Below are 24,459 nucleotides of genomic sequence, written 5' to 3' on the forward strand. Positions count from 1 at the left end.
TTGGGTTCCCTCTTTTTTTCCGGTCAGTCCATCATCCGCACCAGAATGCGGTTGATGGAAATCAACAAGAGGCCGAAGAAGATGGCCAGTCCTCCGATGACGGCAAAAATCTCCAAAAAGCCGAGCGATGTGGTCAGTGCGGCGATTTGGCCGCCCAAGATATTGGCCACCCCGGTGCTGGCCAGCCAGACTCCCATGAGAAGGGAAGCCAGTTTGACCGGCGCAATGCGGCTGACCAGGGAAAGCCCGATCGGAGACAAGAAAAGTTCTCCCAAGGTATGGAACAAATAAGTGAACACAATAAACAACAGGTTGGCTTTGACCGTGATGTGTTCCGCATCACTGCCGGTTTGAAGCACAGCGGCCATCAGAATCAAAAATCCTGTGCCCAAAAGAACCATTCCCAGCCCCATTTTGATGGGAACGGGCAAATCTCCCCGTTTGGAGTTGGCCAGTTTGGTCCACATCATGGAAACCAAGGGGGCCAGCAGAATGATAAACAACGGGTTGACCGATTGGAACCAGGAGATGGGAATTTCCCATCCGAAGAGGGTCCGGTCGATAAAGTCCCGGGTGTAAAGCGTCATGGAGCTTCCCGCTTGTTCAAAACCGGCCCAGAAAAAGACGACAAAACAAGTGATGAGGACGATGGCCAGCGTCCGTTGTTTTTCCTTTTGGGTCAATGGTTCGTTGGCTTTGGGATTGGCGGCCGTTTTCTTGCCGGCCGGTTTCATCCCGATGTTTCCCAAATAGCGTTTTCCCAAAAGGTTAAAGGCCAATTGTCCCGCAATCATTCCGATGGCAGCGGCGAGAAAGGCGTATTTAAAGCCGTATTGCACCACTCCGTTGACGGTGGTTTTAAAGAAATCCTCGGCCAAAAAACCGCAAATGAGCGGGGCAAACAAGGCACCCAGGTTGATGCCCATGTAAAAGATCGTAAACGCTGCATCGCGTCGTTTGTCTTGTTCGCTGTAAAGTTCGCCCAAGAGGGTGGAGATATTGGGTTTAAAGAAACCGTTCCCCAGGATGATCAGCGCCAGTCCGATATACAGTGCCGCCTGACTCTGATTGATAAACAGGACCAGGTTGCCGAGCGCCATGGTGATACCACCGATGGTGATGGCCAGGCGTTTTCCGATGAAATGGTCGGTCAGCCAGCCACCGGCAAGCGGTGTGAAATAACAAGCGCCGGTGTAAAAGCCGTAAATCATCGATGCGGTTGCCGGATCAAATCCCAAACCGCCGCTGACCAGACTGGCGGTTAAATACAAAATCAACAAACTCCGCAATCCATAGTAACTGAATCGTTCCCACATTTCCGTGAAAAAAAGCAATTTGAGTCCGGGAGGATGTTTTTTTGCAGATGCCGGTTCCCGAACGGTTTCTTCGATTTTCACTGCTGCTTCCATGTGGTGATCCCTCCTTGTATGTTGCCTGATCGCCTGTCTGGTTGATTGATTAAGTGAAATACTTTGGAAAAAAATAAGAATCCAGCAGGAAACAAAAAAGGCCTGTCGTTAAAATTTTGAAACAATTATATAAAAAAACATCGAATATTACATTTAGAAATTTTAAAGGAAATATTTCTGTTCGTCAAAGGTTAATGATTGAGAAAAAGATTTTCAGGGATGGAAAAGATTTTGAGTGAATATTAAAAACTTATGGACAAATTTTTCTGTCTGTTAATCGATGAAGGAAAATATGTTATGCTGGAAATGAAAATAAAATGGTCCCTTTTAGGGATCATTTTTTGTTTATACAGAGAAAATGCTGTGTCTCAAGGATTGGGGAAATGTTTTGCAGCAAGAGGAGGATCGGGATGAAAAAAAGAATTGAAGAAGCGGATTACATGAAAGGCGTCGCCATTTTGGCCGTGATTTTGATTCATGTAACCGCTTTTAGCATGCGTTCATTTCATCAATTGACAGACGGGGGCGTGTTTTTTGTCATCAATCAGTTGGGCAGGTTCTGCGTTCCGGTTTTCTTTATGATCTCCGGCTTGTTTTTGTTCTACCGGTACTATGACAATGAACCGTTTCCGGTCAAAAGTTTCTTTAAAAAGCGTACCATGTATATCCTGATTCCCTATCTGATCTGGTCGGTCATCTATCTGATTTACGGAAAAATGGTTCATCCGGAGACCGCACCCGGTCCGGGAATCAAAAGCATTGAAGCGATTTTTACGGGAGGCGCTTATTATCACTTGTATTTCCTGGTGGTCATGGTTCAATTTTATGTGTTGCTTCCCGTTTTGATCTGGGCATTCCGCAAGTTTGGAGGCATTACGGTGGTTGCCTTCTCACTGCTTGTGAACGTGATTGCCGGGAGCATGACTTGGTGGGAAGTGGTGGACAAGTTGCCGTGGCTGGAGTCCTATTACCAAAATGCCATGTATTACTTTCCGGTATGGTTATTTTATTTTTGTCTGGGTGGCTGGATTGGAAGACATGCCGACCGGCTTTTCCAATATGTCAAAAAAATCCCTTTTCCGGCGACGGTCCTCTTTTATCTGGCGTCGGCCGTTGCGATGATGATCGAGGGATTCGTCCGCAAACACACCGGCTTCTTTAATTATTCCGTTTTTGCTTATTCGATTTGCACGCTGATGCTGTTGTATCAGATGTTTTGCAAGTGGAAGTTTTCCTGGCTGTATACGTTGGGGAAATATTCGTTTGGCCTGTATTTGATTCATCCGATGTTGTTAAACTTATGGAGCCAAATCAGTTCCAAGCTGTTCCCCGCCGCCTCCTGGACGGAGTTTTTCATCATGCTGTTTGTCGTGACGCTTCTTTCTTTGGGGATGGCCAAACTGATGAAGCGTCTTCCCTACCATTATCTGATTACGGGAAAATGATAAAGGGAAAGGCGAAGGGAATCCTGAACCGATTCCCTTTGCCGGACCGAAACGGAGGGGCTTATGTTTTGAACCGGGCGGTGTCATGCGGCAACACGTCGCCTTAAACCGGTCATTTGCGAGGGGTGGAAGGGATGCTGGGCAATGCTTGATTCCACTGTTCAATCACTTGATTTGCCAAATCTTCCAAAATCTTCGCTTCATCGAAATAAAGGGAAGGACAGCTGTTGTCCGGGTTTCGTTTCAACTCCACCTTTCGCAAAGTCTTATGTTTCTTTAAAGCATGCAACAAAATCTGTTTGGCGTTGTTATCCAACTTCAAAACAATATTACGTTTCACCTTGATCTTCCTCCGATCTTCTGAATACAAACCCGCTGATCCGTCGGGGGCGTTTGGTGAACGATGATTCACAGGTATCTAGTACAAGTATATGAAATAGAAGGTGTTTGATGCAATGAATTATGGGAATTAGATAAAAATATTTACTAATCTTAATTTTTTATCTCTTTGTTTGTATATTTCGGTTTTGAGACCGAATGGAAGCGGGGTCTTCCGGCCACGGAGATCCCGCTTATTGTGTTTTATGATCCGGTCAATCTGGAAAGTTGTTGATCCAACACGGCTTGGGTGAGTTCGCCGATTTGGTGGTGGATGATGCGCCCGTTTTTGTCGATGAAAAACGTTTGAGGCAATGCCGACACGCGATAAAGATCGGAAACCCGACCATCCGTATCCAGCCCTGCCGGAAAGGTGTAGCCATACTGTTTGATGTATTGTTGCGCTGCTTCTTTCCGGTCCAGATGCGTGGTGTGAACCATGATGATTTGGACTTGATCCCGTTTGGTTTGGTAAACCTTCTCCAACAAGGGCATCTCGCGTTTGCAGTTTTCGCACCAGGTCGCCCAAAAGTTGATGATCGCGGGTTTGCCGGAGTCCTTGGAAAACCGGACCGTCTCTTGAGCAATTCCGGGCAGCTCAAAGTCCGGCGCTTGGGATTGTTTGGGAAGCGCGTGGGACGCAATATATTCTTCGACGGTCATGTTTTGCGGGGCTCGGGATTTTGAGGGGGAATCCCTGAAAGACCAGATGGCATAAACGGTCAGGACGGCCAGGAAGAGCAGAAGGAAGATTTGAAGCAGCGGCTTTTTCTTGTCCATTTGCTCGTGTCAGCTCCTTCCGTCAATTTATCCCTATTGTAGCGGTCGGCATGGAAAAAGAAAAGGAGAATGAAGATAAGCAATTTTTATAGAAATATAAACGCCAACCGGCAAAACCGGATCGAAAAACGAAAAATTTATGCGATAACCATTATTTTCCTGGTATTTTTAAAAAGTTTTACGGAAATGTCATATTTCATGTGATCAATTGCACATTTTTTTCTATACAATGTCTCTAGTAAAAACCGTAAGCAATTATTGTGATAGTTTACTATTTTTATCCATTTTTGCAAATATATTCTTTCTATTGATATTCAGGCGATGATTTTTCAACTACGTAAGGAAGGATGGGGTATCAGCAATGAACAAAAAGCGCCTGCTGCGATGGATGCCGCTGACGGGATTGTTCCTGTTTCTGTTGACGGGCTGTTCAATGAAAACAGGCATTTTGAATCCGCAAGGTCCCGTGGCACAGAAGCAGTATGATTTGATTTTGTGGTCTGTGATTTTGATGATGGTTATTTTCGTCGCGGTTTCCATCTTATTTGTGTACATGATTGTGAAATACAGAGCAAAGCCGGAAAACGAAGGCTATGAGCCGCCGGATATTGAGGGGAGCCGCAAGCTTGAAGTGGTCTGGACCTTGATCCCGGTGGTAATTGTCGCCTTGCTGGCAATACCCACGGTGAAGACCACGTTTGATCTGGAAACTTCCCCGAGTCCTCACAAGGAACCGATGGTGATCGAGGTGACATCGGCCGACTGGAAATGGATTTTCAAATATCCGGAACAAGGGATTGCCACTGTCAACCATTTGAAGATTCCAGCCGGGGTGCCGGTCAAATTTCAATTGAATGCGGTCGGGCCCATGAACTCTTTCTGGATCCCTGAATTGGGCGGACAAGAGTACACGATGCCGGATATGGAAATGGTTTTGTGGCTGGAAGCGGACCGGCCGGGCAAGTATCAGGGGAGAAGCGCCAATTTTTCTGGTGAAGGCTTTACGCATATGACCTTTGATGTGGAATCCGTTCAGGCTTCGGACTTTGATCAATGGGTGCAAAGCGTGAAAAAATCCGCACCGGCCATGACGGAGACGGAGTATCAGCAGTTGCTCGAACCGGGACTGGTGGAGGAGAAAACCTACTCTTCTTTCCCGGAAGAAAAAGAAAAAACGAATGCCCATGGATCGGATCATCAGGGCTCCGTAAGCACTGATCATCACGGAAGCCATGGAAGCCACCATTAGAGCAAAGGAGGGCCAACGAAGTGGATCTGTTCAAGTTTAAGATACCGGACCCGTTTTTGATTACCAATGAGCCGATGATTGTCATCGCGGAGATATCCATTGTTCTTGTCACATTGGGAATTTTGTTTGTGCTGACCTACTTTAAAAAGTGGCGTTGGCTGTGGGAAGAATGGTTAACCACGGTGGATCATAAAAGAATCGGAATTATGTATTTGATCTGTGCGTTGTTGATGTTTTTCCGGGGCGGGGTGGACGCGCTGTTGATGCGGACCCAACTGGCCCTGCCCGATATGAATTTTCTCAATGCCCAACATTATAACGAGATTTTTACGACGCACGGAACCATCATGATCATCTTTATGGCCATGCCGTTTCTGATCGGTTTGATGAATATCATCGTTCCGCTTCAGATCGGTGCACGGGACGTTGCGTTTCCCGTGTTGAATGCGGTCAGCTTCTGGCTGTTTTTTGCCGGAGCCATGCTCTTTAACCTGTCCTTTGTCATCGGGGGGTCTCCGGATGCCGGATGGACCAACTACACTCCGCTGGCAGGCAATGATTTAAGCGCAGGCCCCGGAATCAACTACTATCTGTGGGGACTTCAAATTTCCGGGATCGGCACCTTGATGACCGGGATCAACTTCATCGTCACGATCATCAAGATGCGCGCACCGGGAATGAAACTGATGAAGATGCCGATGTTTACCTGGTCGACGATGATTGCATCCGTCATCATTGTCTTTGCGTTTCCCGTTTTGACCGTCGCTTTGGCGATGCTCAGCATGGACAGGCTGTTCGGCACGCACTTCTTCACCATTGACGGCGGCGGAATGCCGATGATGTGGGCCAACCTGTTCTGGATTTGGGGGCACCCCGAAGTGTATCTGGTGATTTTGCCGGCATTCGGGATCTTCTCGGATGTGATCACGACCTTTGCCAGAAAACGGCTGTTCGGATATGGCGCCATGGTATGGTCGATGATTTTGATCACGGGCTTGAGTTTTCTCGTGTGGGTTCACCACTTTTTCACCATGGGTTCAGGCCCTTGGATCAACTCGGTCTTTTCTGTCACCACCATGCTGATTGCCATTCCAACCGGTGTGAAAATCTTTAACTGGCTGTTTACCATGCACAAAGGACGGATTGAATTCACCACGCCGATGTTGTGGGCAACCGGATTTATTCCCACCTTCCTGATCGCCGGGATCACCGGTGTGATGCTGGCGGCGGCAGCGGCGGATTACCAGTTTCACAACACGTACTTTTTGATCAGTCACTTCCACTATGCATTAATCGGCGGAACGGTCTTCGGATGCATGGCGGGGCTCACTTACTGGTGGCCGAAGATGTTCGGGCATCTGTTGGATGAACGGCTTGGGAAATGGTCGTTTTGGACCTTCTTCATCGGTTTCCATCTTTGCTTTTTCCCGCAATATATCCTGGGCTTCCAAGCGATGCCGCGGCGCATTTACACGTATCCGGCTGAAGCGGGTTGGACAGCAGGCAACTTCATCAGCACCGTGGGCGCTTTCGTGATGGGAATCGGTTTTCTCATCCTGGCTTACAACATTTACTACAGTGCGCGTTACGGCGAGCGGGACACGACCGGGGATCCGTGGAACGGACGCACGTTGGAATGGTCCATTCCGTCACCGGCTCCGCATTACAACTTTGCCCGCATTCCCGTGGTGAAAAAACATGATGACTTCTGGTACCGGAAAAAAGAAAACCGCAAAGACAGCGACGAGCCGCTTCAACCGATTCATATGCCGAATAATACCGGAATGCCGGTCATCTTCGGGGCGTTCATGTTTGTCGCCGGGTTCGGTTTTGTCTTTGGATGGTATCTCTTGGTGGTCATCGGCTTGTTGGGAATCTTCGGATCGATGCTGTGGCGCACGTTCAACGATTATGATGCCGATCATTATATCCAAGTAGAAGAAATTGAGAAAGATTTAAGAGCCGGTTGATCAAAGGAAGAAGGAGGGAATGAAGATGCCTTTGGAATATTCAACGGAGGAAGGCCGGATGAAAATTTTCGGCTTCTGGATCTTCCTGGGGGCGGAAATTGTTTTGTTTGCCACGTTGTTTGCCGCGTACATGGTTTATCATCATCAGACGGCGGGCGGCCCGTCCTCGCATGAGCTTTTTGAGGTCAAAGAATTTATGATGGAAACGCTCCTTCTTTTGACAAGCAGTTTTACGTGCGGGCTTGCCATGTTGGAAATGCGAAAGGATCAGCAGAAGGGATTTATGGCATGGATGACGGTCACGCTTTTGCTGGGGCTCGGCTTTCTCTACATGGAGATTCATGAGTTTATCGCGTATGTAAATGAAGGGGCAACCATCGGAACCAGTGCCTTTTTGTCTGCCTTTTTCACTTTGCTCGGGACGCACGGTTTGCATGTATCCTTGGGGATTGTATGGGTGTTGGCGGTCATGCTTCAGATTTCCCGCCGCGGTTTTACGCCCATGACGACGAGAAAAGCGTTTATCACCGGTCTTTATTGGCATTTCCTTGATGTTGTGTGGATTTTTATCTTTACGGCGGTTTATTTGATGGGAGTGATGTGACAATGAAACAACATGATCTTTCGCCCAAACAGCATATCATCGGTTTCCTGTTGTCACTCCTTTTGACCTTTGCCGCACTCGGTGTGACGCTCAAGGCGCCGTTTTCCGAGTCTGTCAAAATCACGGTGATTTTTGCTCTGGCCTTCGTGCAATTCGTGATTCAGCTCCTTTTCTTCATGCATCTCACCGAAGGAAGAGTGAAATTCTTTCAGGTTATCAACATGTGGTTTGCCGTTTTCATTGCGGTGGTTGTGGTGGCAGGTTCCGTTTGGATCATGCTTTACAATACGATGCATTTGTAAAAAAGAGGGATGACTCACCGGCTGGTGGGTCTTTTTTTCGCTTTAAACGTTCATATGATCGTTTGCATGTTCATATTTCATTGACTAAAATGAGAAGGCATCGAAAAAAAGATGGAGGGATATTATGGCAAACCCCAAAAAGCTTTCAGACACGGTCAAGCTGGCAAACGGTGTGGAAATGCCCCGGTTGGGACTGGGGGTTTGGAAAGCCAAAGACGGTGAAGAAGTCCAAAACGCAGTCAAAGCGGCAATTCAAACCGGTTATCGCTTGATTGACACGGCAGCGGTTTATAAAAATGAGGAAGGTGTCGGAAAAGCCATCAAAGAATCCGGGGTTTCGAGAGAAGACCTGTTTATCACCACCAAAGTTTGGAATGATGACCAAGGTTATGATTCGACCCTTCAAGCTTTTGAAGAAAGCCGCAAGAAACTGGGGTTGGAATATATTGATCTTTATTTGATCCATTGGCCGGTGAAAGGCAAATATAAAGAAACCTGGAAAGCGTTGGAGAAACTTTACGAAGACGGATTGGTCAAAGCGATCGGGGTCAGCAATTTCCAAGTGCATCACTTGAAAGATTTATTGGCGGATGCCAAAGTCAAACCCGTGGTGAACCAAGTGGAGTTTCATCCCTATTTGACCCAGAAAGAACTGCTTGCCTATTGCAATGAGGAAAACATCCAATTGGAAGCATGGAGTCCTCTGATGCAAGGGGAAGTGGTCCGGGTGGATGTGATCAAGGAGTTGGCGGAAAAATACGGAAAAACCCCGGCCCAAATCGTATTGCGCTGGGATTTGCAGCACGGGGTCGTGACCATTCCCAAATCGGTCAAGGAGCACCGGATCCGGGAAAATGCAGATGTGTTTGACTTTGAGTTGAGTCAGGAAGATATGGACAAGCTGGACGCATTGAACAAAAATCACCGGTTTGGTCCGGACCCGGACAATTTTAATTTTTAATCCGGCCGCCGCGGGCGGAGGAAAAACGTTGGCCAACAGGCGGATCTGAAAACGGATCCGCCTGTTTTTTCCGCGTTGAAGTGCCGTTTGGGCCAGGGAAAAAACGGAGGAATCAAAAGTGTATTGGGATGCGCATATTCATTTGGAGAAATACAAGGATTCGGAAATCAAGCAATTTTTATCCGACGACCGGTTGGAAGGGATGATCGCGGTGTCGATGGATCTTCCGTCCAGCCGGCGCACGTTGCAACTGAAGAGAAAATTTCCGGGCAAGGTTTTTGCCGCATGCGGATTTCATCCGGAACAGCCGCCTTGTTTTGACCGCGACCGGTGGTTTTCCTTTCTCAATGCCCACCGCGGGGAGATCGATGTCATCGGTGAAGCGGGGCTTCCTTATTATCTGGAGCGTGAGCGGAAAAAAGAAGGAAAACCGTTTGACAAACAGGCGTATCTCCACATCTTGCAAACACTGTTGAAATGGGCGGATGAGTGGGACAAGCCGGTGATTTTGCACGGGGTGCATGAAGATGTGCCGCTGATCTGTGACTTGCTGGAGGAAACTTCCATCCGCCGCGTTCATTTTCATTGGCTGAAAACAGATCCAAAGACATTAAAACGGATGGAAAAGTCCGGATATTATGTATCTTTTACGCCGGATCTCCTTTACAACGAAAAAACGCGTCAAGTGGCCCGGAGCTATCCGTTGGAGCGGATCATGGCCGAAACCGACGGTCCCTGGCCTTTTGAAAAGCCGTTTGCGGGCAAGCGAACCGAACCCCAGATGGTTTGGGCGGTTTTGGAAGAACTGGCCCGGTTGAAAGGATTGCCGTTGGAGAAAGTGGCCGGGCAAGTGCGGGAAAACACCCGGCGCTTTTTGCGGATTTCATGAAATGAGTCCCTTTTTTGGAAAAAGAGACTCACGGGGCGGCGGGGATTATTCATAGAGTTCCGGCCGGCGGTCCGTGAAGACAGGGATGGTGGAACGGACTTTTTGCACCAGGGACAAATCCAAGTCAGCAAAAAGAATTTCTTCGTCTTCTCCGGCTTCGGCAATCACTTCTCCCCACGGATCCACCACCATGGAATGGCCCGCGAAAGTATTTTTTGGATCTTTTCCCGCCCGGTTGCAAGCGACGACATAACATTGGTTTTCAACCGCGCGGCTGATTAAGAGGTGACGCCAGTGAGAAAGCCGTGGTTCGGGCCATTCGGCGGGCACAAACAACACATGGGCGCCACGGAGCATCATTTTCCGGATCCATTCCGGAAAGCGGATATCGTAGCAAATGGCTGCCGCACACAGCAAGCCGTCCCATTGGAAGACGCCTTCCTGATTGCCGGCTTTCAGATATTTTTCTTCTTCCATCAGACGGAATAAATGCACTTTTTTGTATTCCGCCGTCTGCTTGCCGGAAGGGTCGAAGGCATACAATGTATTGTACGTACCGGTTTCTTCCCGGTTGGAAACGGAGCCGCCGATGACGGACACCTGATGTTTTCGGGCGAGACCCTGCAAAAAGGATTTATTGGTTTGACCGTGGTCATCCGCGATTTCATCCAACCGTGTCAAATCGTATCCCGTGTCCCAAAGTTCCGGAAGCATGATCAAATCCGGTTGTTGTTCCATCGCCTGTGCGATTTTTTCCTCCACTTTTTTCCGGTTGGCTTCGGGCTGTCCGTAGGCTATGTCCATTTGAATCAAGGCAACGGTTTTTTGCATGGTTTTCCTCCAGATCCTTTGACAGATTTTCTTTTAACATATAACATAATTCAATATATTTTCAAGAATATTTGAATAGACGGGATGTGGTCAGGATGGAGAGATTTGAACAAGCTGATGCCTTAAAACGATTGCCGGAACAATTTTTTGCCAAACTGGTCCGAAAAGTGGGGAGGGCGGTGGAAGCAGGCCATGATGTGATCAACCTGGGACAGGGAAGCCCGGATCAACCCACACCTCCACATATCGTCAAGGAACTGCAAGAAGCGGCTTCAAATCCCAAGTACCATAAATACCCGCCGTTTCACGGTTTTTCTTTTTTAAAAGAAGCCGTCAGCCAATTTTATGATCGCGAGTACGGGGTCCGGCTGGATCCGGAAAAAGAAGTGGCGGTGTTGTTCGGGGGAAAAACCGGATTGGTGGAAATTTCGCAGTGTTATCTAAATCCGGGGGATGTGGCATTGGTCCCTGATCCGGGGTATCCGGATTATTGGTCGGGGATTGCCATGGCCGGCGGCCGGATGTACATGATGCCCCTTTTGAAAGAAAACGGGTTTTTGCCGGATTACGGACAGATTGATCCCGAAAGCGCAGACCGGGCAAAGTTGATGTTTCTCAATTATCCCAATAATCCGACGGGCGCTTTGGCCCATGCGGCGTTTTTTGAGGAAACCGTGCGTTTTGCCAAGCGGCATCATGTTTTGGTGGTTCATGATTTTGCATATTCTGCCATCGGATTTGACGGGCAGAAACCACGCAGTTTTTTGCAAACGCCGGGGGCCAAAGACGTTGGCGTCGAAATTTACACCATGAGCAAAACTTACAACATGGCCGGCTGGAGAATCGCTTTTGCCGTCGGGCATGAAGAAGTGATCCGGTCCGTCAACCTGATCCAGGACCATTTTTATTGCAGCCTGTTTGGCGGCATTCAACAAGCGGCGGCCAAAGCGCTTTTGGGGCCGCAGGATTGTGTGCGTGAGTTGGTCGGGATGTATGAACGGAGGCGGAACCTCTTTATCCGTCATTTGAGGGAAATCGGCTGGAAGGTGGAAGCGCCGCAAGGTTCCTTCTTTTGCTGGTTTCCGGTTCCTGAAGGATATGATTCGGAGACGTTTTCCGATCTCTTGATCGAAAAAGCGCATGTGGCCGTCGCTCCGGGCGTGGGCTTTGGGCGGCAAGGAGACCGGTATGTCCGGGTCGGATTGTTGACACCGGAAGAACGTCTGCAAGAAGCGGCTTACCGGATCGGCCGGTTGGGGATTTTTTAAAAAAGTCCATGGAAAAAGGGCTTTTTTCCCCGGAAAGACCCTTTTTCATTCCGCGGGGATTAAGCCCTTTTTTGCGTTTTCCACTCCCAACCGGCTTCGGTGTGAAACACCGGCGGGCAATGGGATGAATCAAAGTGTTTCAGGCAATGTTCGCAAAGCAAAATGTTTTTTCCCTCCATAACAAAACGTGCCTCATATTTGGCTTCCTCTTTGCCGCAATGCTCACACAAGTATCCGTTCTGATTCATGGCAGGTCTCCTCCTTCTCAGCAAGATGAATCATAATATTTTATAAATATTATATATTCCCTTATTTTTTCAATCGAAACCATTAATTTTTTGACAAATGACAGGGCGGCCCCTGAACGGTTGATTTGTTGGAAAAGGTTAGGTTGTGGTATGATTTGATTAAAAAAGAGGGAGAAAACATGATCCAACAACAACGACTTGACCGGTTGACGGACTGGCTGAAAGCCGGAGAAATCGATGCGGCTTTTGTCCATTCGTCGGAGAATGTATATTATTTCACCAACTTTATGTGCCACCCCCATGAACGATTGTTGGGGTTATTTGTGTTTCAAGAAGCGGAATCGTTTTTGGTTTGTCCGAAAATGGAAGAACAAGCCGCGAGAGAGGCCGGTTGGACCGGTCACGTGATCGGCTATGACGATGCGGAGGACCCGTGGGCATTGATCCGTGAGGAGTGGAATCGCCGCTCTTTGAAAAAGCGTCTGAACATCGCGATCGAAGAACACGTGGTTTCTTACGCAAGGTCCCAAAAACTTCAAACCCTAGCGGAAGAAGTCCGGTTTTGCTCCTTGGATGAAACACTGAACCAATTGCGTTTGGTCAAAGATGAGCGGGAGCGGCAGATTTTGAAGGAAGCGGCCCGCTTGGCGGATGAAGCGGTGCAAGCCGGGATTGAGCACTTAAAAGAAGGTTGCACGGAAATGGACATCGTGGCACAAATTGAACTGGCCATGAAGCAAAAAGGCGTCGCCGCCATGTCCTTTCCCACCATGGTGTTATTTGGCGAAAAAACCGCATTGCCGCATGGAAATCCGGGGATGAACCGCCTGAAAAAAGGGGATTTGGTATTGTTTGACCTGGGGGTTGTCTGGAACGGATATTGTTCGGACATCACCCGGACGGTGGCGTTTGGATCGGCCGGTTCCAAACAACGGGAAATTTACCGGCTTGTCCTGGAAGCGCAACAAGCGGCCATTGATGCAGCACGGCCCGGTGTGCGCATGGGCGATCTGGATCAAATCGCCCGGAAAAAGATTTCCGATGCCGGCTATGGGGCTTATTTCACGCACCGGTTGGGGCACGGGCTCGGAATCAGTGTTCATGAATATCCTTCCCTTCACGGAAACAATGACCATCCGCTGAAAGAAGGCATGGTGTTTACCGTTGAACCGGGGGTTTATGTTCCCGGAGTCGGCGGGGTCCGGATTGAAGACGATGTTTATATTGCCAAAGATGGCGCGGAATTGTTGACTTCCTTCCCCAAAGACCTCATCATCGTGTGAGACTTTCATGGGTTGTTCACTGGTATTGGTTCCGATTCTTGTTAAAATGGATTTATTAACAAATGAAGGTGGAAGGCTGAAGTAACGAACCATTGAGGCAGATGATTTCATATAAAGAAGACAGGTGATGAAAAATGGCACGACATCATTTTTATTTAAAGGCAAGCTGGGATGGAGGCCGAAACGGACAAGGAACGATTGAAGCTGGAAACTTGAAACAGACCATTTCCATTCCAAAAGAAATGGACGGCCCCGGTGTCGGTACCAATCCGGATGAAATGTTGATCGGGGCGGCGGCCACTTGTTATCTCATCACGTTGGCGGCGATGATTGAAAGAGGGAACATGCCGGTTCGTAAATTGTCGCTGGAAACCGAAGGCATTGTCCATGTGGATAAAAAATTCACCTTTGAAGCGATCATTCATCGCCCGAAATTGATTCTGGAAGAAGGAACGACGGATGAAGAGCTGAAAAAAATCGAGCGGGCGGTGGAGTTGGCTGAGAAGAATTGCATGATTTCCAATGCGCTTCGGGGGAATGTGCGGTTGGAAGTGGAAGCGGAGATCGTCAAGCATTAGATAAGCCGGCTTTATGTCATCCTCATATTTATTTTTTCCATTTATAGTATGTTATAATAAAATCAAATTGTTGATATGGTTCGGTTTTTTATGTCGAGAAAAAATCAGAGCGGCTGGCTTTGAAACATATAGTCAATGAGGAGTGGAGATATGCTGCAAACGGCATTGGACTTTTTGGAGAAATGCGGCGTATGGGGGCTTTTTGCAGCAACGGCGATTGAAGCTTCATCACTTCCGTTTCCCGGGGCGACTTTTGTTTTGATTTACGGGTATTTGATGGATGTGAGTACGTGGCAATTGGTGGCGATCAGTGCGCTGAACAGTCTCGTTTACGTCGTGTTCAGTTTGATTCCTTATTATATCGGGAAATATTTGGGAAATTTAACCCAGAAGAAATTTGATGAGAAAAAAGTGAAAAAAGCCCAGGATTGGTTCCAAAAGTACGGAGAATGGAGCATTACCTTGTCACGTCCCACCGGATTTGGGAATTATATCTCTTATATATCTGGCATCAGCGACATTTCCGTCTGGCGGTTCGGGCTTTTGAGTTATCTGGGTGTGTTTCCGTGGAATACGCTTTTGTTGTTTATCGGAAATTACGGGAGTTTGGAAACGGTTGAACGTTTTCTTGCCATGACCCGAAAAGTCGGAGTGATGATCACCATTATCCTGGTGATGGCTGCAGCCTTTATTTTGTGGTATTACTTAAAAAAAAACAAAGAACAGAAACAACACATCTGAAAAAAATGCAGAAAATGAATGACAGATTCGGGGACGGTGACGGATGCACCCTGTCAGATGGAAAAAATTGAAAGGGTTTGAGAATAAAAAGGAGCGGGGAAAATCCCGCTCCTTTTTTCTCAGGTCATTGATTGGGAACGGACCGGAATGGTTCGTGCCTCGAACTTTTTCAGCGGATAAGAGACAACGGTGGCAACGGTGCTGGCGACTGCGGCGATGACATAAACCCATTGCACGGAAAAGTGGTCGGCAACCCAGCCCATCAAAAAGCAGGAAGTGCCGTATGCGACACAACATAACGCATACTGCGCCGAAAATACTTTCGGCATGGTGTCCAGCGTGGTGTGGAGTTGATACAGCGTCTTTTTGGCCACGCCTTTTGCCTGATAGGGAAAACCGAGCAAAAAGATGGTGATGAGCGAAATGACCGGGAACGTGACAAAACCGAAAATGAGTTTGAACAAGATAGATGCAAAACCTGAAAATATTAAAATTTTGTATAATCTTTTTTCGATGGATTGGCTGTAACGAATCACCAGCATTCCGCCGATCATCGTGCCCAAAAAGTAACTGCTGTTGATAAATCCCCACCAGGTATGCTGTTCATGCAACACTTTGTCGACGAAGGTCAGGGTGATGGCGCCGATCCACACCGATGAAGCAGTGTAATCGAGAAAATCGATCGCTGCAAGCCTTTTCAGAACCGGATGACGGAATAACAGTTGCCAACCCTCTTTCATCGCTTTCCGGTGCGATGTTTTTTCGACCGAAATCCTTTCTTTGCGATGGGGATCATGAATGAAGAACAAAGAAAGGGTGGAAATGAGAAAACAAACGGCAGTCAGCCAAAGCACCTGATGGGCCCCCAGCAATTCAATCAACATCCCCCCGGCTCCCCAGCCGACAAGCAGGACGGTTTGGTCCGAAGTGGATAAAAGTCCGTTGGCTTTCACCAATTGCTCTTTTGTGACAAGGCGCGGAACCAGGGAATTTCTTGCCGGGTTGGTCCATCCGTCAAAAAAAGCAAGAAGAATGATAAACAGCCAAATGACGAGCGTCAACGAAGCGGAGTCCTTCCACCAATCGATGCTCAGGATCAACAGTCCCATTAAAAGGGTCTGGCTCCCTTGGGCAGTGATCAGCAAAGGGAGAAGACGATAACGTTCCAGCAACAGAGGCGAGATGATGCCACTGATAAACTTGGCGATGATGCGAATGACCGGGATGAAAGCAGATATCGCGGCAGATCCCGTCTTTCCGTAAATCAGGGTGACAATGGCCAGCATGTAAAACGAATCCGCCAAATTGGCTAAAGATTGTCCCAACCACAAAAATTTGAAGGAGTATGAACAATTCATCGCCTGAACCTCATGAAATGTATTTTTTGTAAAAAGATTTGTTATACAAATAAAATTATAACATTAGTAAGGGTGGTGTACCAGGGATTTATCCGATGATTTGGTTGAATGTGCCTGGGACTCGAAGTAAAATCGAAATGGAAAATCGCAAAAAATTAGGAGGATCGGTATGCGTTCCAGATATATGATTGAACGGGTCGGTGAACTTTTGGAGGATAAAGGTTATAATGTGATCGATCAAGAAGCGGATGAAGTGATTGCGTGGTTTCAATATTTATCCGATGCCGATTTGTTCCTGGCCGTTTTGGAGGAGCAGGAGAAAAGCGGGAAAGAGCAAGAAGCCGATTTAAACCGGTGAGGGGTTTTTGAAAACCGTTTTGTGCCTGTGATATATTATTTGCCGATAAGCTTCGAATGGACGGTGTAGCCTTTGTTGAAACAAATGATACCTGATTTGTATGTTCAATCGATCTATGAGATTGATTTTGCCGCACTGAAAAAACGAAACATCAAGGCAGTCATTGTGGATTTGGATAACACCTTGGTGGAATCGACACGCCCCGATGCCACCCCGGAGTTGGTGGAGTGGTTGAAAGAAGTGCAACAAATGGGATTAAAAGTGATGATCGTATCCAATAATACCAAAACCCGTGTTTCCCAATTTGCGGATCCGCTCGGGATCCCTTATATTCATGCGGCCAAAAAGCCGTTTTCTTCCGCGTTTCGCCGCGCGCTCAAAGAGTTGGGGGTTTCCAAACAGGAAACGGTTGTGATCGGGGATCAGTTGTTGACGGATGTTTTGGGCGGAAACCGGATGGGTTTTTTTACCATCCTGGTGGTGCCGGTTTCCGAAGTCGACGGGTTTTTCACGCGAATCAACCGGAGGGTGGAACGGTTTGTCTTTCGTTTGTTGGAAAAAAAGGGGTTGATTCCCTGGGATATTCATAAAAGTTGAACAGAAACGGACAAGAAAGGAGTCAGATGGTTGGATTCAGAAACGAAACATTGTGAAGGATGCGGAATTGCCCTGCAAACCGAAGATCCAAATCAGCCGGGATACATCCCCGAACAAGCATTGGAGCGGGAAGTGGTTTTGTGCAAACGTTGCTTCCGGATTCGCCATTACGGGGAAATGGCCAAAGTGGAGCAAGATCCGGATGCGTATCTTCATCGCCTTGACGAAATTGCCCGCAGTGAAGGCTTTGTTGTATGGGTGGTGGATCTGTTTGATTTCGCCGGAAGTTGGATTCCAGGATTGGCCCGCCGAATCGGAAATCTTCCGGTTTTGATTGCAGCCAATAAAGTGGATTTATTCCCGCCCAGCGTGAAACGGGAACGGCTCAGGGAATGGATTTTTCAGTCGGCGAAAGAGTTGGGGATCCGGCCGGTGGATGTGGTGTTGATCAGTGCGGAAGCCGGGGTTGGCATCCGTCAGGTGATGGAAGCGATTGAATTTTACAGAAACCATCGGGATGTCTACATGATCGGAACGACCAACGTGGGAAAATCGACCCTGATCAATCAAATTTTGAAAAAAGCCAAGCTCACGGAAAAAGAAATTATCACTACCTCTCCTTATCCGGGAACGACTCTGGACGCCATCCGGATCCCGTTGGAAGACGGGAAATTTTTGGTCGACACCCCGGGGATTGTCCGGAAGGACCGGGTGAGCGAATGGGTGGAGCCCGGGGAGTTGAAATCGGTGATTCCCCACAAAACGATCAAGCCGCGGGTGTATCAGTTGAATGATCAACAAACGTTGTTTTTCGGCGGATTGGTCCGCTTTGACTTTGTCCGGGGAAACAGACAGTCGTTTGTTTGTTATTTATCCAATCAGTTATACATTCACCGCACGAAATTGAAAAAAGCGGATGAAGTGTGGGACAAACATCACGGAAAATTGCTGTCCCCTCCCAAACATCCGGACAATTTGCCGCCGCTTAAAAAGCACGTGATCCATTTGAAAGGAGAGGAGAAGACGGACATTGTCATCCCCGGATTGGGATGGGTGGCCTGTGGCAAGAATGCGGCGTGGGTTGAAGTTTATGCTCCGGAGGGGACCGGAGTGAGCACCCGTCCGTCCATAATATAAATAAAGAAAACAGAGGGGGAGCCCAAGTGGACAGTCAAACAGGACTTCTGGCTTTGATCGGGGATCCGGTCGGCCACTCCAAGTCGCCGGATATGATGAACCGGGCCTTAAAGAGCCATGGATTGCCTTATGTATACCTGGCTTTTCAAGTGGCGCCGGAACGGTTGAAGGAAGCAGTGAATGGATTCCGGGCCCTCGGGGTGAAAGGATGGAATGTGACCATCCCTCACAAAGTGGCGATCATGGAACATTTGGATGAGATCGATGAATCGGCCCTGGCGATCGGCGCGGTCAACACCGTTGTGTGTGAAGAAGGAAAATGGGTGGGATATAATACCGACGGGCCCGGTTATTTAAGGTCGCTGAAAGAAGAGTGGGACTTGCCTTTTTCCAAACTGAAAGCCGTGATTTTGGGAGCCGGCGGGGCCGCCCGGGCGGTCGGATATGCTTTGGCAACCGCAGGTGTTCCCGAAATTTCGGTCGCCAACCGGACGGTGGAAAAAGCGGAAGCTTTGGCGAACCATTTGGCTTCGTTTACCCAAACCCGGGCTGTTTCCTTAAAAGAGGGAAAAGATGTGATTGAAAAAGCCGATTTGGTGATCAATACCACATCGGTGGGCATGCATCCTGACCGGGATGCAACACCGGTGCCGACAGAATGGCTTCACGAGGGTCAATACGTGAGCGATTTGATTTATCATCCGCGGGAGACCGCGCTGTTAAAAGGGGCCAAACAACAGGGAGCCAAGGTGCATGAAGGATTGGGGATGCTGGTTTATCAGGCGGCGATCGCCTTTGAAAAATGGACAGGCGTCCCCGCACCCGTATCCTTGATGAAGCAAGTTTTGGCCGATTCCTTAAAAGAAGATTAAAGGATGAATGATGCGAATGAAGGTAGGGATTTTTGGAGGCACTTTTGATCCCGTCCATTTCGGGCACTTGTTGCTCGCCGAACAAGCACGGGAAGCGGCATCCCTCCATGAAATTTGGTTTATTCCTGCGGGCGAGCCCCCGCACAAGCAAGGGAAACCGCTCACCCCGGCCGAGGAGCGGAAAAAAATGGTGGAGCTTGCGGTCGAGGGGCATCCGCAATTTAAAGTCAATCCGATCGAGTTGCTGCGCTCCGGCCCTTCCTATACAGTGGACACGATCATGGAGCTGAGAAAACAAAATCCGCATGTGGAGTTTTTTCTGCTTGTGGGGGCGGACATGGTGAAAAATTTACCAAAATGGTATAAAATAAAGGAAATTATACAAAATGTTCATGTGATCGGTCTTGGACGCCCCGGGGTTGATCACGATGCGTTGCCGGAATTTATCGAAGAACGATTGATGTGGATTCCGGACGCCGTGGAAACCAATATTTCCTCAAGCATCATACGCAAACGCCTCATGCTGAACCGGTCGGTTCGTTATCTTGTCCCCGATTCCGTATACAAATATATAAAGGAGCAAGGGTTGTATGGATCTTGAGTATTTAAAGCAAGCTACAAAGAAAGAGTTGCCTCAAAAAAGGTGGGAGCATACCCTTCGTGTTGCAGAAACGGCCGTTCAACTGGCCGGGCGGGAAGGAGTGGATCCGCACAAGACGGAAGCAGCCGCCATTTTGCATGATTTTTGCAAGTTTTGGCCCGGGGAAGTACTGACCGAGTGGATTTTAAAAGAAAACGAGCGGCAGGACTTGCTCCTGTACAACAAAGAATTGTGGCATGGCCCCGTTGGCGCGGCCGTGGCCCGGAAACGGTTCGGGATTGAGGATGAAACGGTCTTGAATGCGATCCGGTACCATACTTCCGGCCGCCCCGATATGTCGAAAATGGAAAAGATCATTTTTCTGGCCGATTACATTGAGCCGGGCCGGCAATTTCCCGGGGTGGAGGAAGTCCGGAGGATTGCGGAAAAAAGCCTGGATCTGGCCGTGCTTCAATCGCTGGACAACACCATTGTCTTTTTGATCGAAAAAGGCCTGAAGGTTTATCCGCTTACACTTGATGCACGCAATCATATGCTGGATCAGGTTGCCCAAAAGGATTCAAGGGAGGAATCTGTTTGAAAGTCGTGGAAATCGCTCAGTTAGCAGCCACCGCTGCCGAGGAGAAAAAAGCACAAGATGTCACGGTCTTGGATATTCGCGGATTATCCGTCTTTGCAGATTACTTTGTGATCTGCCACGGGAATTCGCAAACACAAGTTCAAGCGATCGCCACCGCAATCAAAGACAAATTATTGGAAAACAACGTGGAACTCAAAGGGATGGAAGGTTATCAGGAAGCCCGTTGGGTTCTGATGGATCTCGGTGATGTGGTTGTCCATGTTTTCCACAAAGATGATCGTGAATTTTACGGCTTGGAGCGCTTGTGGGGCGATGCCAGGCAGGTCCATGTCCAATAGATTGGGTTTGAATGAAAAACGGGCGGTGTGTCCACGTTGAAATTGGAGAAAAATGTTGACACGGGTCTGTTTGTTTTCATATAATCTTAAGAAACAACTTTTGAATGCGACAGCGATGATGAGGAGTAGTAATTTGCCCACTCCCGGCTCAGAGAGTTGACGGATGGTGCGAGTCAATCCGGGAAGCAAATGAACTCGCCTCATTGCTCCAAAGAGGAACGCGGTCACGTCAGTACTTTTTGGCGGTTCATCCCCGTTACCGGATCCATGAGGGAGTGTTTTTTGAAACACTAATTAGGGTGGTACCGCGGGAATTTGGAAACAACCTCTCGTCCCTAGCCGAAGATGCTGGGGGTGGGAGGTTTTTTTAATGACACGATCGCTTGAAATCAGATTGATGGAGGTATACAGGCATGAAGGAGTACTCTCCAAGGGAAATTGAAGCCAAATGGCAAGAACATTGGAGAAAAACCAATCTTTATCAAACGGATGAGAGTGCAAACAAACCGAAATATTATGTGCTGGAACAGTTCCCTTATCCTTCGGGGGAAGGGTTGCACATGGGACACACGCGGGTTTATTCGATCGGCGATGTGGTGGCCCGGTTCCGGCGAATGAACGGCTACAACGTGTTGCACCCGATGGGGGCGGATGCCTTCGGACTGCCGGCCGAAAACGCAGCCATCCAGCGTGGCGTGAATCCGCGGGAATGGACACTGAACAACATGGAACGCATTCGCCGCGAACAATCGCTTTTGGGTGCTTCCTACGATTGGGATCGTTATGTGGGAACTTGTTTACCGGATTATTACAAGTTCAACCAATGGTTGTTTTTGCTTTTCTATGAACGTGGACTGGCTTACCGGAAAAAAGCGATGGTCAACTGGTGCCCGTCCTGCGGCACGGTATTGGCCAATGAACAAGTGGAAGACGGCAAATGCTGGCGCTGTGATTCGGAAGTGACCAAAAAAGAGCTGGAGCAATGGTTTTTCAAGATTACCGATTATGCAGACCGTTTGCTCGAGGGACTGGACCGTTTGCCGAAATGGCCGGAACGGGTCAAAGCCATGCAACGAAACTGGATCGGACGCAGTGAGGGAGCGCATGTCACGTTTACGGTGCCGGAGTTGTCCGATGAAAAAATCACGGTCTTCACCACCCGGCCGGATACGTTGTACGGGGTCAGTTACTTGGTGTTGGCACCGGAGCATCCGCTGGTTCCCCGGTTGATCAAAGGAAAAGAAAACGAAGCCAAGATTCTTGAGTTTATCAACCAAACCCAAAAACAATCCGAGATTGAACGGACCAGCAACGATGCCGAAAAAGTGGGCCATCCGACGGGAGCGTATGCGCAACATCCGTTGACGGGAGAGGCCATCCCGATCTGGGTGGGCAACTATGTGTTGATGGATTACGGAACGGGTGCCGTCATGGGGGTACCGGCTCATGATGAACGGGATTTCGCATTTGCGTCCAAATACCAATTGCCGGTGAAACCGGTCATCCGTCCGGAGAATGAGGAACTCAGCGAACCGTTGCGTGAAGCATACACCGGAGACGGCGTGTTGTTTTCCTCGGGCGAATTTGACGGCATGAAAAACCGGGAAGCGATCCATGCGATTGCGAAGTTCCTGGAAGAGCGGGGACAAGGAAAATGGACGGTGAATTACCGGTTGCGGGATTGGTTGATCTCGCGGCAACGCTATTGGGGAACGCCCATCCCGGTGGTTTACTGCGATGATTGCCATATCGTGCCGGTTCCCAAGGATCAATTGCCGGTTCTGTTGCCGGAAGATGTGGTTTTTGACGGGAAAAGCAATCCGCTTGCCACTTCGGAAAGTTTTGTGCACACCACTTGCCCGAAATGCGGAAAACCGGCCCGCCGAGAGACGGACACGATGGACACCTTTGTGGATTCTTCGTGGTATTTCTTGCGGTATGCCGATCCGCATAATGAAGAGATCCCGTTTGCAAAAGAAAAAGCGGACCGCTTTATGCCGGTCGATGAATATATCGGCGGCATCGAGCATGCGGTGTTGCATCTGCTTTATTCCCGGTTCTTTACCAAAGTGTTTTATGATGCCGGCATGGTTTCGGTCGATGAGCCGTTTGAAAGTTTGTTGACGCAAGGAATGGTGTTGAAAGACGGGTTTAAAATGTCCAAATCCAAAGGAAATGTGGTCAGTCCTTTGGAAATTGTGGAGAAATACGGTGCGGATACCGCCCGCCTCTTCATCCTGTTTGCGGCTCCCCCCGACCGTGATCTGGATTGGAGTGAATCCGGTGTGGAAGGAGTTCACCGTTTCTTGAACCGGGTATGGCGTCTGGTCGTACAGAACGAAGAGCTGTTCAAGCAACCGGTCCCGTCTGGTGCGAAAGCGGATGGCAAAACCAAAGAGCTGCGCCGTCTTTTGCATCAAACCATCAAGAAAGTGACCATTGAGATCGGGGAAAGAAACCACTTCAATACCGCGGTGAGCGCGATTATGGAGCTGGTCAACGGATTGTACCAACATGCGGGTGAAACGGATCCTGCTTTGTACAAAGAAGCGTTGGAGACGCTCGTGGTCTTGCTCGCTCCGTTTGTGCCCCATATGTCGGAAGAATTATGGTCCGTGATGGGGAAAGAAGGAAGTGTCCATCAGACAGCGTGGCCGTCTTATGATGAATCGGCGCTGGTCTTGGATGAAGTGGAATTGGCTGTTCAGATCAACGGGAAAGTGCGGGATAAAATCGTGGTGCCGACCCAGGCTTCCCGGGAAGAGATTGAAAAACAAGCGCTCGACAATGAACGGATCAAACATTGGACGGAAGGAAAAACAGTGCGCAAAGTGATCGTGGTGCCCGGAAAACTGGTGAATATTGTGGTGAAATAGTTGCAAACATAAAAACGGTCTGCCGGTTTTGGCGGGCCGTTTTTTCTTTGCTTTGGAAGAAGGTTTTTTTGCGGGATCATGGAATAATTTGTAAAAACATGTCCTTGGCGAAAACGGAAAGGGGTAGGCCGATGGTGCAATGGGAGTGGGATTTTACTTCCCGGGAAAAGAAATGGATGATCGTGTCGGGCGGTTTGGCATTGGCGCTGATCGTTTGCCTGGTTTGGATCTGGAAACAGGATGAAACCCCCAAAGAATCAGCGGCTCCGCTCACTCCTTATCAGCCTGCGGAAGCGGACGCATCCGATTCGCCAGACACGGCTGGAGAAAAAAATCCATGGATCATGATCGATGTGAAAGGAGCCGTCAAAAAGCCGGGCATTTACCGTCTGGATCCGGAGTCCAGAGTGCATGACGCCATATTGAAAGCAGGCGGTGCCCGATCCGATGCCGATTTGGATCAAGTCAACCTGGCCGGACGCTTGACCGACGGAAAAGTGGTTTACATTCCCAAAAAGGGGGAAACGCTGCAAGGAACGGCATGGATGAATCCGCCCGCAGACGGAACGGGTGGGAAAATTAACATCAATTCGGCGACGGCTGAAGAATTGCAACAATTAAACGGTGTGGGAGCCAAAAAAGCGCAAGCGATTGTGAGCTATCGTGAGGAAAACGGGCCCTTTCAAAGCATTGAAGAAATCTCCAACGTCCCTGGAATCGGGGAAAAAACGCTGGAGCAGTTCCGCGATCAGATCACTTTGTAGCTCCTTGACTTTTTATTTTGCCAATCGGTATAATGATCATAT

General features: G+C 48.6%; 26 protein-coding genes and 1 other annotated feature. Of the genes, 20 read left to right on the forward strand and 6 right to left on the reverse strand.

Translation table 11 applies throughout. The features are described from left to right. Positions 1-23 precede the first annotated feature (23 nt). Positions 24-1,409 carry a peptide MFS transporter gene (locus H1R82_RS08045; RefSeq protein WP_181730991.1) on the reverse strand — a complete coding sequence of 462 codons (1,386 nt, stop codon included), beginning with the start codon at positions 1,407-1,409 and terminating at the stop codon, positions 24-26. A 410-nt stretch (positions 1,410-1,819) separates the two neighbouring features. Here H1R82_RS08045 and H1R82_RS08050 point away from each other — a divergent pair, with 410 nt between their 5' ends. Next, complete coding sequence (locus tag H1R82_RS08050; RefSeq protein ID WP_181730990.1) at positions 1,820-2,854, forward strand: acyltransferase; 1,035 nt, start codon at positions 1,820-1,822, stop codon at positions 2,852-2,854. A gap of 112 nt (positions 2,855-2,966) precedes the next feature. Here H1R82_RS08050 and H1R82_RS08055 read toward each other — a convergent pair whose 3' ends face one another. Beyond that, positions 2,967-3,194: a hypothetical protein gene (locus H1R82_RS08055; RefSeq protein WP_181730989.1), complete on the reverse strand. Its 228-nt coding sequence runs from the start codon at positions 3,192-3,194 to the stop codon at positions 2,967-2,969. Between the two features lie 242 nt (positions 3,195-3,436). Next, positions 3,437-4,012, reverse strand: a complete 576-nt coding sequence (locus tag H1R82_RS08060; protein ID WP_181730988.1) for a TlpA family protein disulfide reductase — start codon at positions 4,010-4,012, stop codon at positions 3,437-3,439. A gap of 361 nt (positions 4,013-4,373) precedes the next feature. On the opposite strand from H1R82_RS08060, the gene qoxA reads away from it, so the two are divergent. The 6 genes from qoxA to H1R82_RS08090 all read left to right on the forward strand — a co-directional run bounded on the left by qoxA (position 4,374) and on the right by H1R82_RS08090 (position 9,987). Further along, positions 4,374-5,261, forward strand: a complete 888-nt coding sequence (qoxA, locus tag H1R82_RS08065) for a cytochrome aa3 quinol oxidase subunit II (protein WP_181730987.1) — start codon at positions 4,374-4,376, stop codon at positions 5,259-5,261. Positions 5,262-5,287: 26 nt separating this feature from the next. Beyond that, on the forward strand, positions 5,288-7,231 hold the full coding sequence (gene qoxB, locus H1R82_RS08070) for a cytochrome aa3 quinol oxidase subunit I (protein WP_258873899.1): 1,944 nt from the start codon (positions 5,288-5,290) through the stop codon (positions 7,229-7,231). Positions 7,232-7,250: 19 nt separating this feature from the next. Continuing rightward, complete coding sequence (qoxC, locus tag H1R82_RS08075) at positions 7,251-7,835, forward strand: cytochrome aa3 quinol oxidase subunit III (protein WP_181730986.1); 585 nt, start codon at positions 7,251-7,253, stop codon at positions 7,833-7,835. Positions 7,836-7,837: 2 nt separating this feature from the next. Next, positions 7,838-8,137, forward strand: a complete 300-nt coding sequence (gene qoxD / locus H1R82_RS08080) for a cytochrome aa3 quinol oxidase subunit IV (RefSeq protein WP_181730985.1) — start codon at positions 7,838-7,840, stop codon at positions 8,135-8,137. Positions 8,138-8,261: 124 nt separating this feature from the next. Continuing rightward, on the forward strand, positions 8,262-9,098 hold the full coding sequence (locus H1R82_RS08085; RefSeq protein ID WP_181730984.1) for an aldo/keto reductase: 837 nt from the start codon (positions 8,262-8,264) through the stop codon (positions 9,096-9,098). A gap of 118 nt (positions 9,099-9,216) precedes the next feature. Further along, positions 9,217-9,987: a TatD family hydrolase gene (locus H1R82_RS08090; protein ID WP_181730983.1), complete on the forward strand. Its 771-nt coding sequence runs from the start codon at positions 9,217-9,219 to the stop codon at positions 9,985-9,987. Positions 9,988-10,032: 45 nt separating this feature from the next. Here the strand turns inward: H1R82_RS08090 and H1R82_RS08095 are convergent, their stop codons facing one another. Further along, on the reverse strand, positions 10,033-10,818 hold the full coding sequence (locus tag H1R82_RS08095; RefSeq protein ID WP_181730982.1) for a carbon-nitrogen family hydrolase: 786 nt from the start codon (positions 10,816-10,818) through the stop codon (positions 10,033-10,035). A 95-nt stretch (positions 10,819-10,913) separates the two neighbouring features. On the opposite strand from H1R82_RS08095, the gene H1R82_RS08100 reads away from it, so the two are divergent. Beyond that, positions 10,914-12,086: a pyridoxal phosphate-dependent aminotransferase gene (locus H1R82_RS08100; protein WP_181730981.1), complete on the forward strand. Its 1,173-nt coding sequence runs from the start codon at positions 10,914-10,916 to the stop codon at positions 12,084-12,086. 59 nt (positions 12,087-12,145) lie between these two features. Here H1R82_RS08100 and H1R82_RS08105 read toward each other — a convergent pair whose 3' ends face one another. Further along, positions 12,146-12,334, reverse strand: a complete 189-nt coding sequence (locus H1R82_RS08105; RefSeq protein ID WP_181730980.1) for a hypothetical protein — start codon at positions 12,332-12,334, stop codon at positions 12,146-12,148. Between the two features lie 179 nt (positions 12,335-12,513). Between H1R82_RS08105 and H1R82_RS08110 the strand changes: the two genes are divergently transcribed. From H1R82_RS08110 to H1R82_RS08120, 3 genes are all read left to right on the forward strand, one after another. Further along, positions 12,514-13,617 carry a M24 family metallopeptidase gene (locus H1R82_RS08110; RefSeq protein ID WP_181730979.1) on the forward strand — a complete coding sequence of 368 codons (1,104 nt, stop codon included), beginning with the start codon at positions 12,514-12,516 and terminating at the stop codon, positions 13,615-13,617. Between the two features lie 134 nt (positions 13,618-13,751). After that, the gene (locus H1R82_RS08115) at positions 13,752-14,195 is read left to right on the forward strand and encodes an OsmC family protein (protein WP_181730978.1); all 444 of its coding nucleotides are present in this window, start codon (positions 13,752-13,754) and stop codon (positions 14,193-14,195) included. Positions 14,196-14,345: 150 nt separating this feature from the next. Continuing rightward, the gene (locus H1R82_RS08120; RefSeq protein WP_181730977.1) at positions 14,346-14,936 is read left to right on the forward strand and encodes a DedA family protein; all 591 of its coding nucleotides are present in this window, start codon (positions 14,346-14,348) and stop codon (positions 14,934-14,936) included. A 119-nt stretch (positions 14,937-15,055) separates the two neighbouring features. On the opposite strand, the gene H1R82_RS08125 is transcribed toward H1R82_RS08120, so the two are convergent. Further along, a complete protein-coding gene (locus H1R82_RS08125; protein ID WP_181730976.1) occupies positions 15,056-16,294 on the reverse strand; it encodes an MFS transporter in 1,239 nt (412 codons plus the stop codon). A 169-nt stretch (positions 16,295-16,463) separates the two neighbouring features. Between H1R82_RS08125 and H1R82_RS08130 the strand changes: the two genes are divergently transcribed. The 9 genes from H1R82_RS08130 (at position 16,464) to H1R82_RS08170 (ending at position 24,417) form a co-directional block, all read left to right on the forward strand. Then, the gene (locus H1R82_RS08130) at positions 16,464-16,652 is read left to right on the forward strand and encodes a hypothetical protein (protein WP_181730975.1); all 189 of its coding nucleotides are present in this window, start codon (positions 16,464-16,466) and stop codon (positions 16,650-16,652) included. Between the two features lie 75 nt (positions 16,653-16,727). After that, entirely contained in the window at positions 16,728-17,249 is a 522-nt protein-coding gene (locus H1R82_RS08135) for a YqeG family HAD IIIA-type phosphatase (protein ID WP_181730974.1), read from the forward strand. A gap of 30 nt (positions 17,250-17,279) precedes the next feature. Beyond that, on the forward strand, positions 17,280-18,386 hold the full coding sequence (yqeH, locus tag H1R82_RS08140; RefSeq protein WP_181730973.1) for a ribosome biogenesis GTPase YqeH: 1,107 nt from the start codon (positions 17,280-17,282) through the stop codon (positions 18,384-18,386). A gap of 26 nt (positions 18,387-18,412) precedes the next feature. Further along, positions 18,413-19,258 carry a shikimate dehydrogenase gene (gene aroE, locus H1R82_RS08145; RefSeq protein ID WP_309544804.1) on the forward strand — a complete coding sequence of 282 codons (846 nt, stop codon included), beginning with the start codon at positions 18,413-18,415 and terminating at the stop codon, positions 19,256-19,258. 16 nt (positions 19,259-19,274) lie between these two features. Then, positions 19,275-19,859, forward strand: coding sequence for a nicotinate-nucleotide adenylyltransferase (locus H1R82_RS08150; RefSeq protein ID WP_181730972.1), 585 nt, complete (start codon positions 19,275-19,277; stop codon positions 19,857-19,859). Continuing rightward, complete coding sequence (gene yqeK, locus H1R82_RS08155) at positions 19,849-20,439, forward strand: bis(5'-nucleosyl)-tetraphosphatase (symmetrical) YqeK (protein ID WP_181730971.1); 591 nt, start codon at positions 19,849-19,851, stop codon at positions 20,437-20,439. Before H1R82_RS08150 ends, yqeK begins: the two co-directional genes overlap by 11 nt. Beyond that, positions 20,436-20,777 (forward strand): ribosome silencing factor, encoded by a 342-nt coding sequence (gene rsfS / locus H1R82_RS08160; RefSeq protein WP_198053084.1) that lies wholly within the window; start codon positions 20,436-20,438, stop codon positions 20,775-20,777. The genes yqeK and rsfS overlap by 4 nt, the downstream gene beginning before the upstream one ends. A 106-nt stretch (positions 20,778-20,883) precedes the next feature. Continuing rightward, positions 20,884-21,117 (forward strand) — a binding site (T-box leader). Positions 21,118-21,190: 73 nt separating this feature from the next. Then, positions 21,191-23,653, forward strand: a complete 2,463-nt coding sequence (gene leuS, locus H1R82_RS08165; protein WP_181730970.1) for a leucine--tRNA ligase — start codon at positions 21,191-21,193, stop codon at positions 23,651-23,653. Between the two features lie 131 nt (positions 23,654-23,784). Then, positions 23,785-24,417: a helix-hairpin-helix domain-containing protein gene (locus tag H1R82_RS08170; protein WP_181730969.1), complete on the forward strand. Its 633-nt coding sequence runs from the start codon at positions 23,785-23,787 to the stop codon at positions 24,415-24,417. The last annotated feature ends 42 nt before the right edge of the window (positions 24,418-24,459 follow it).

The organism is Thermoactinomyces intermedius (assembly GCF_013912365.1).
GTDB lineage: Bacteria > Bacillota > Bacilli > Thermoactinomycetales > Thermoactinomycetaceae > Thermoactinomyces > Thermoactinomyces intermedius.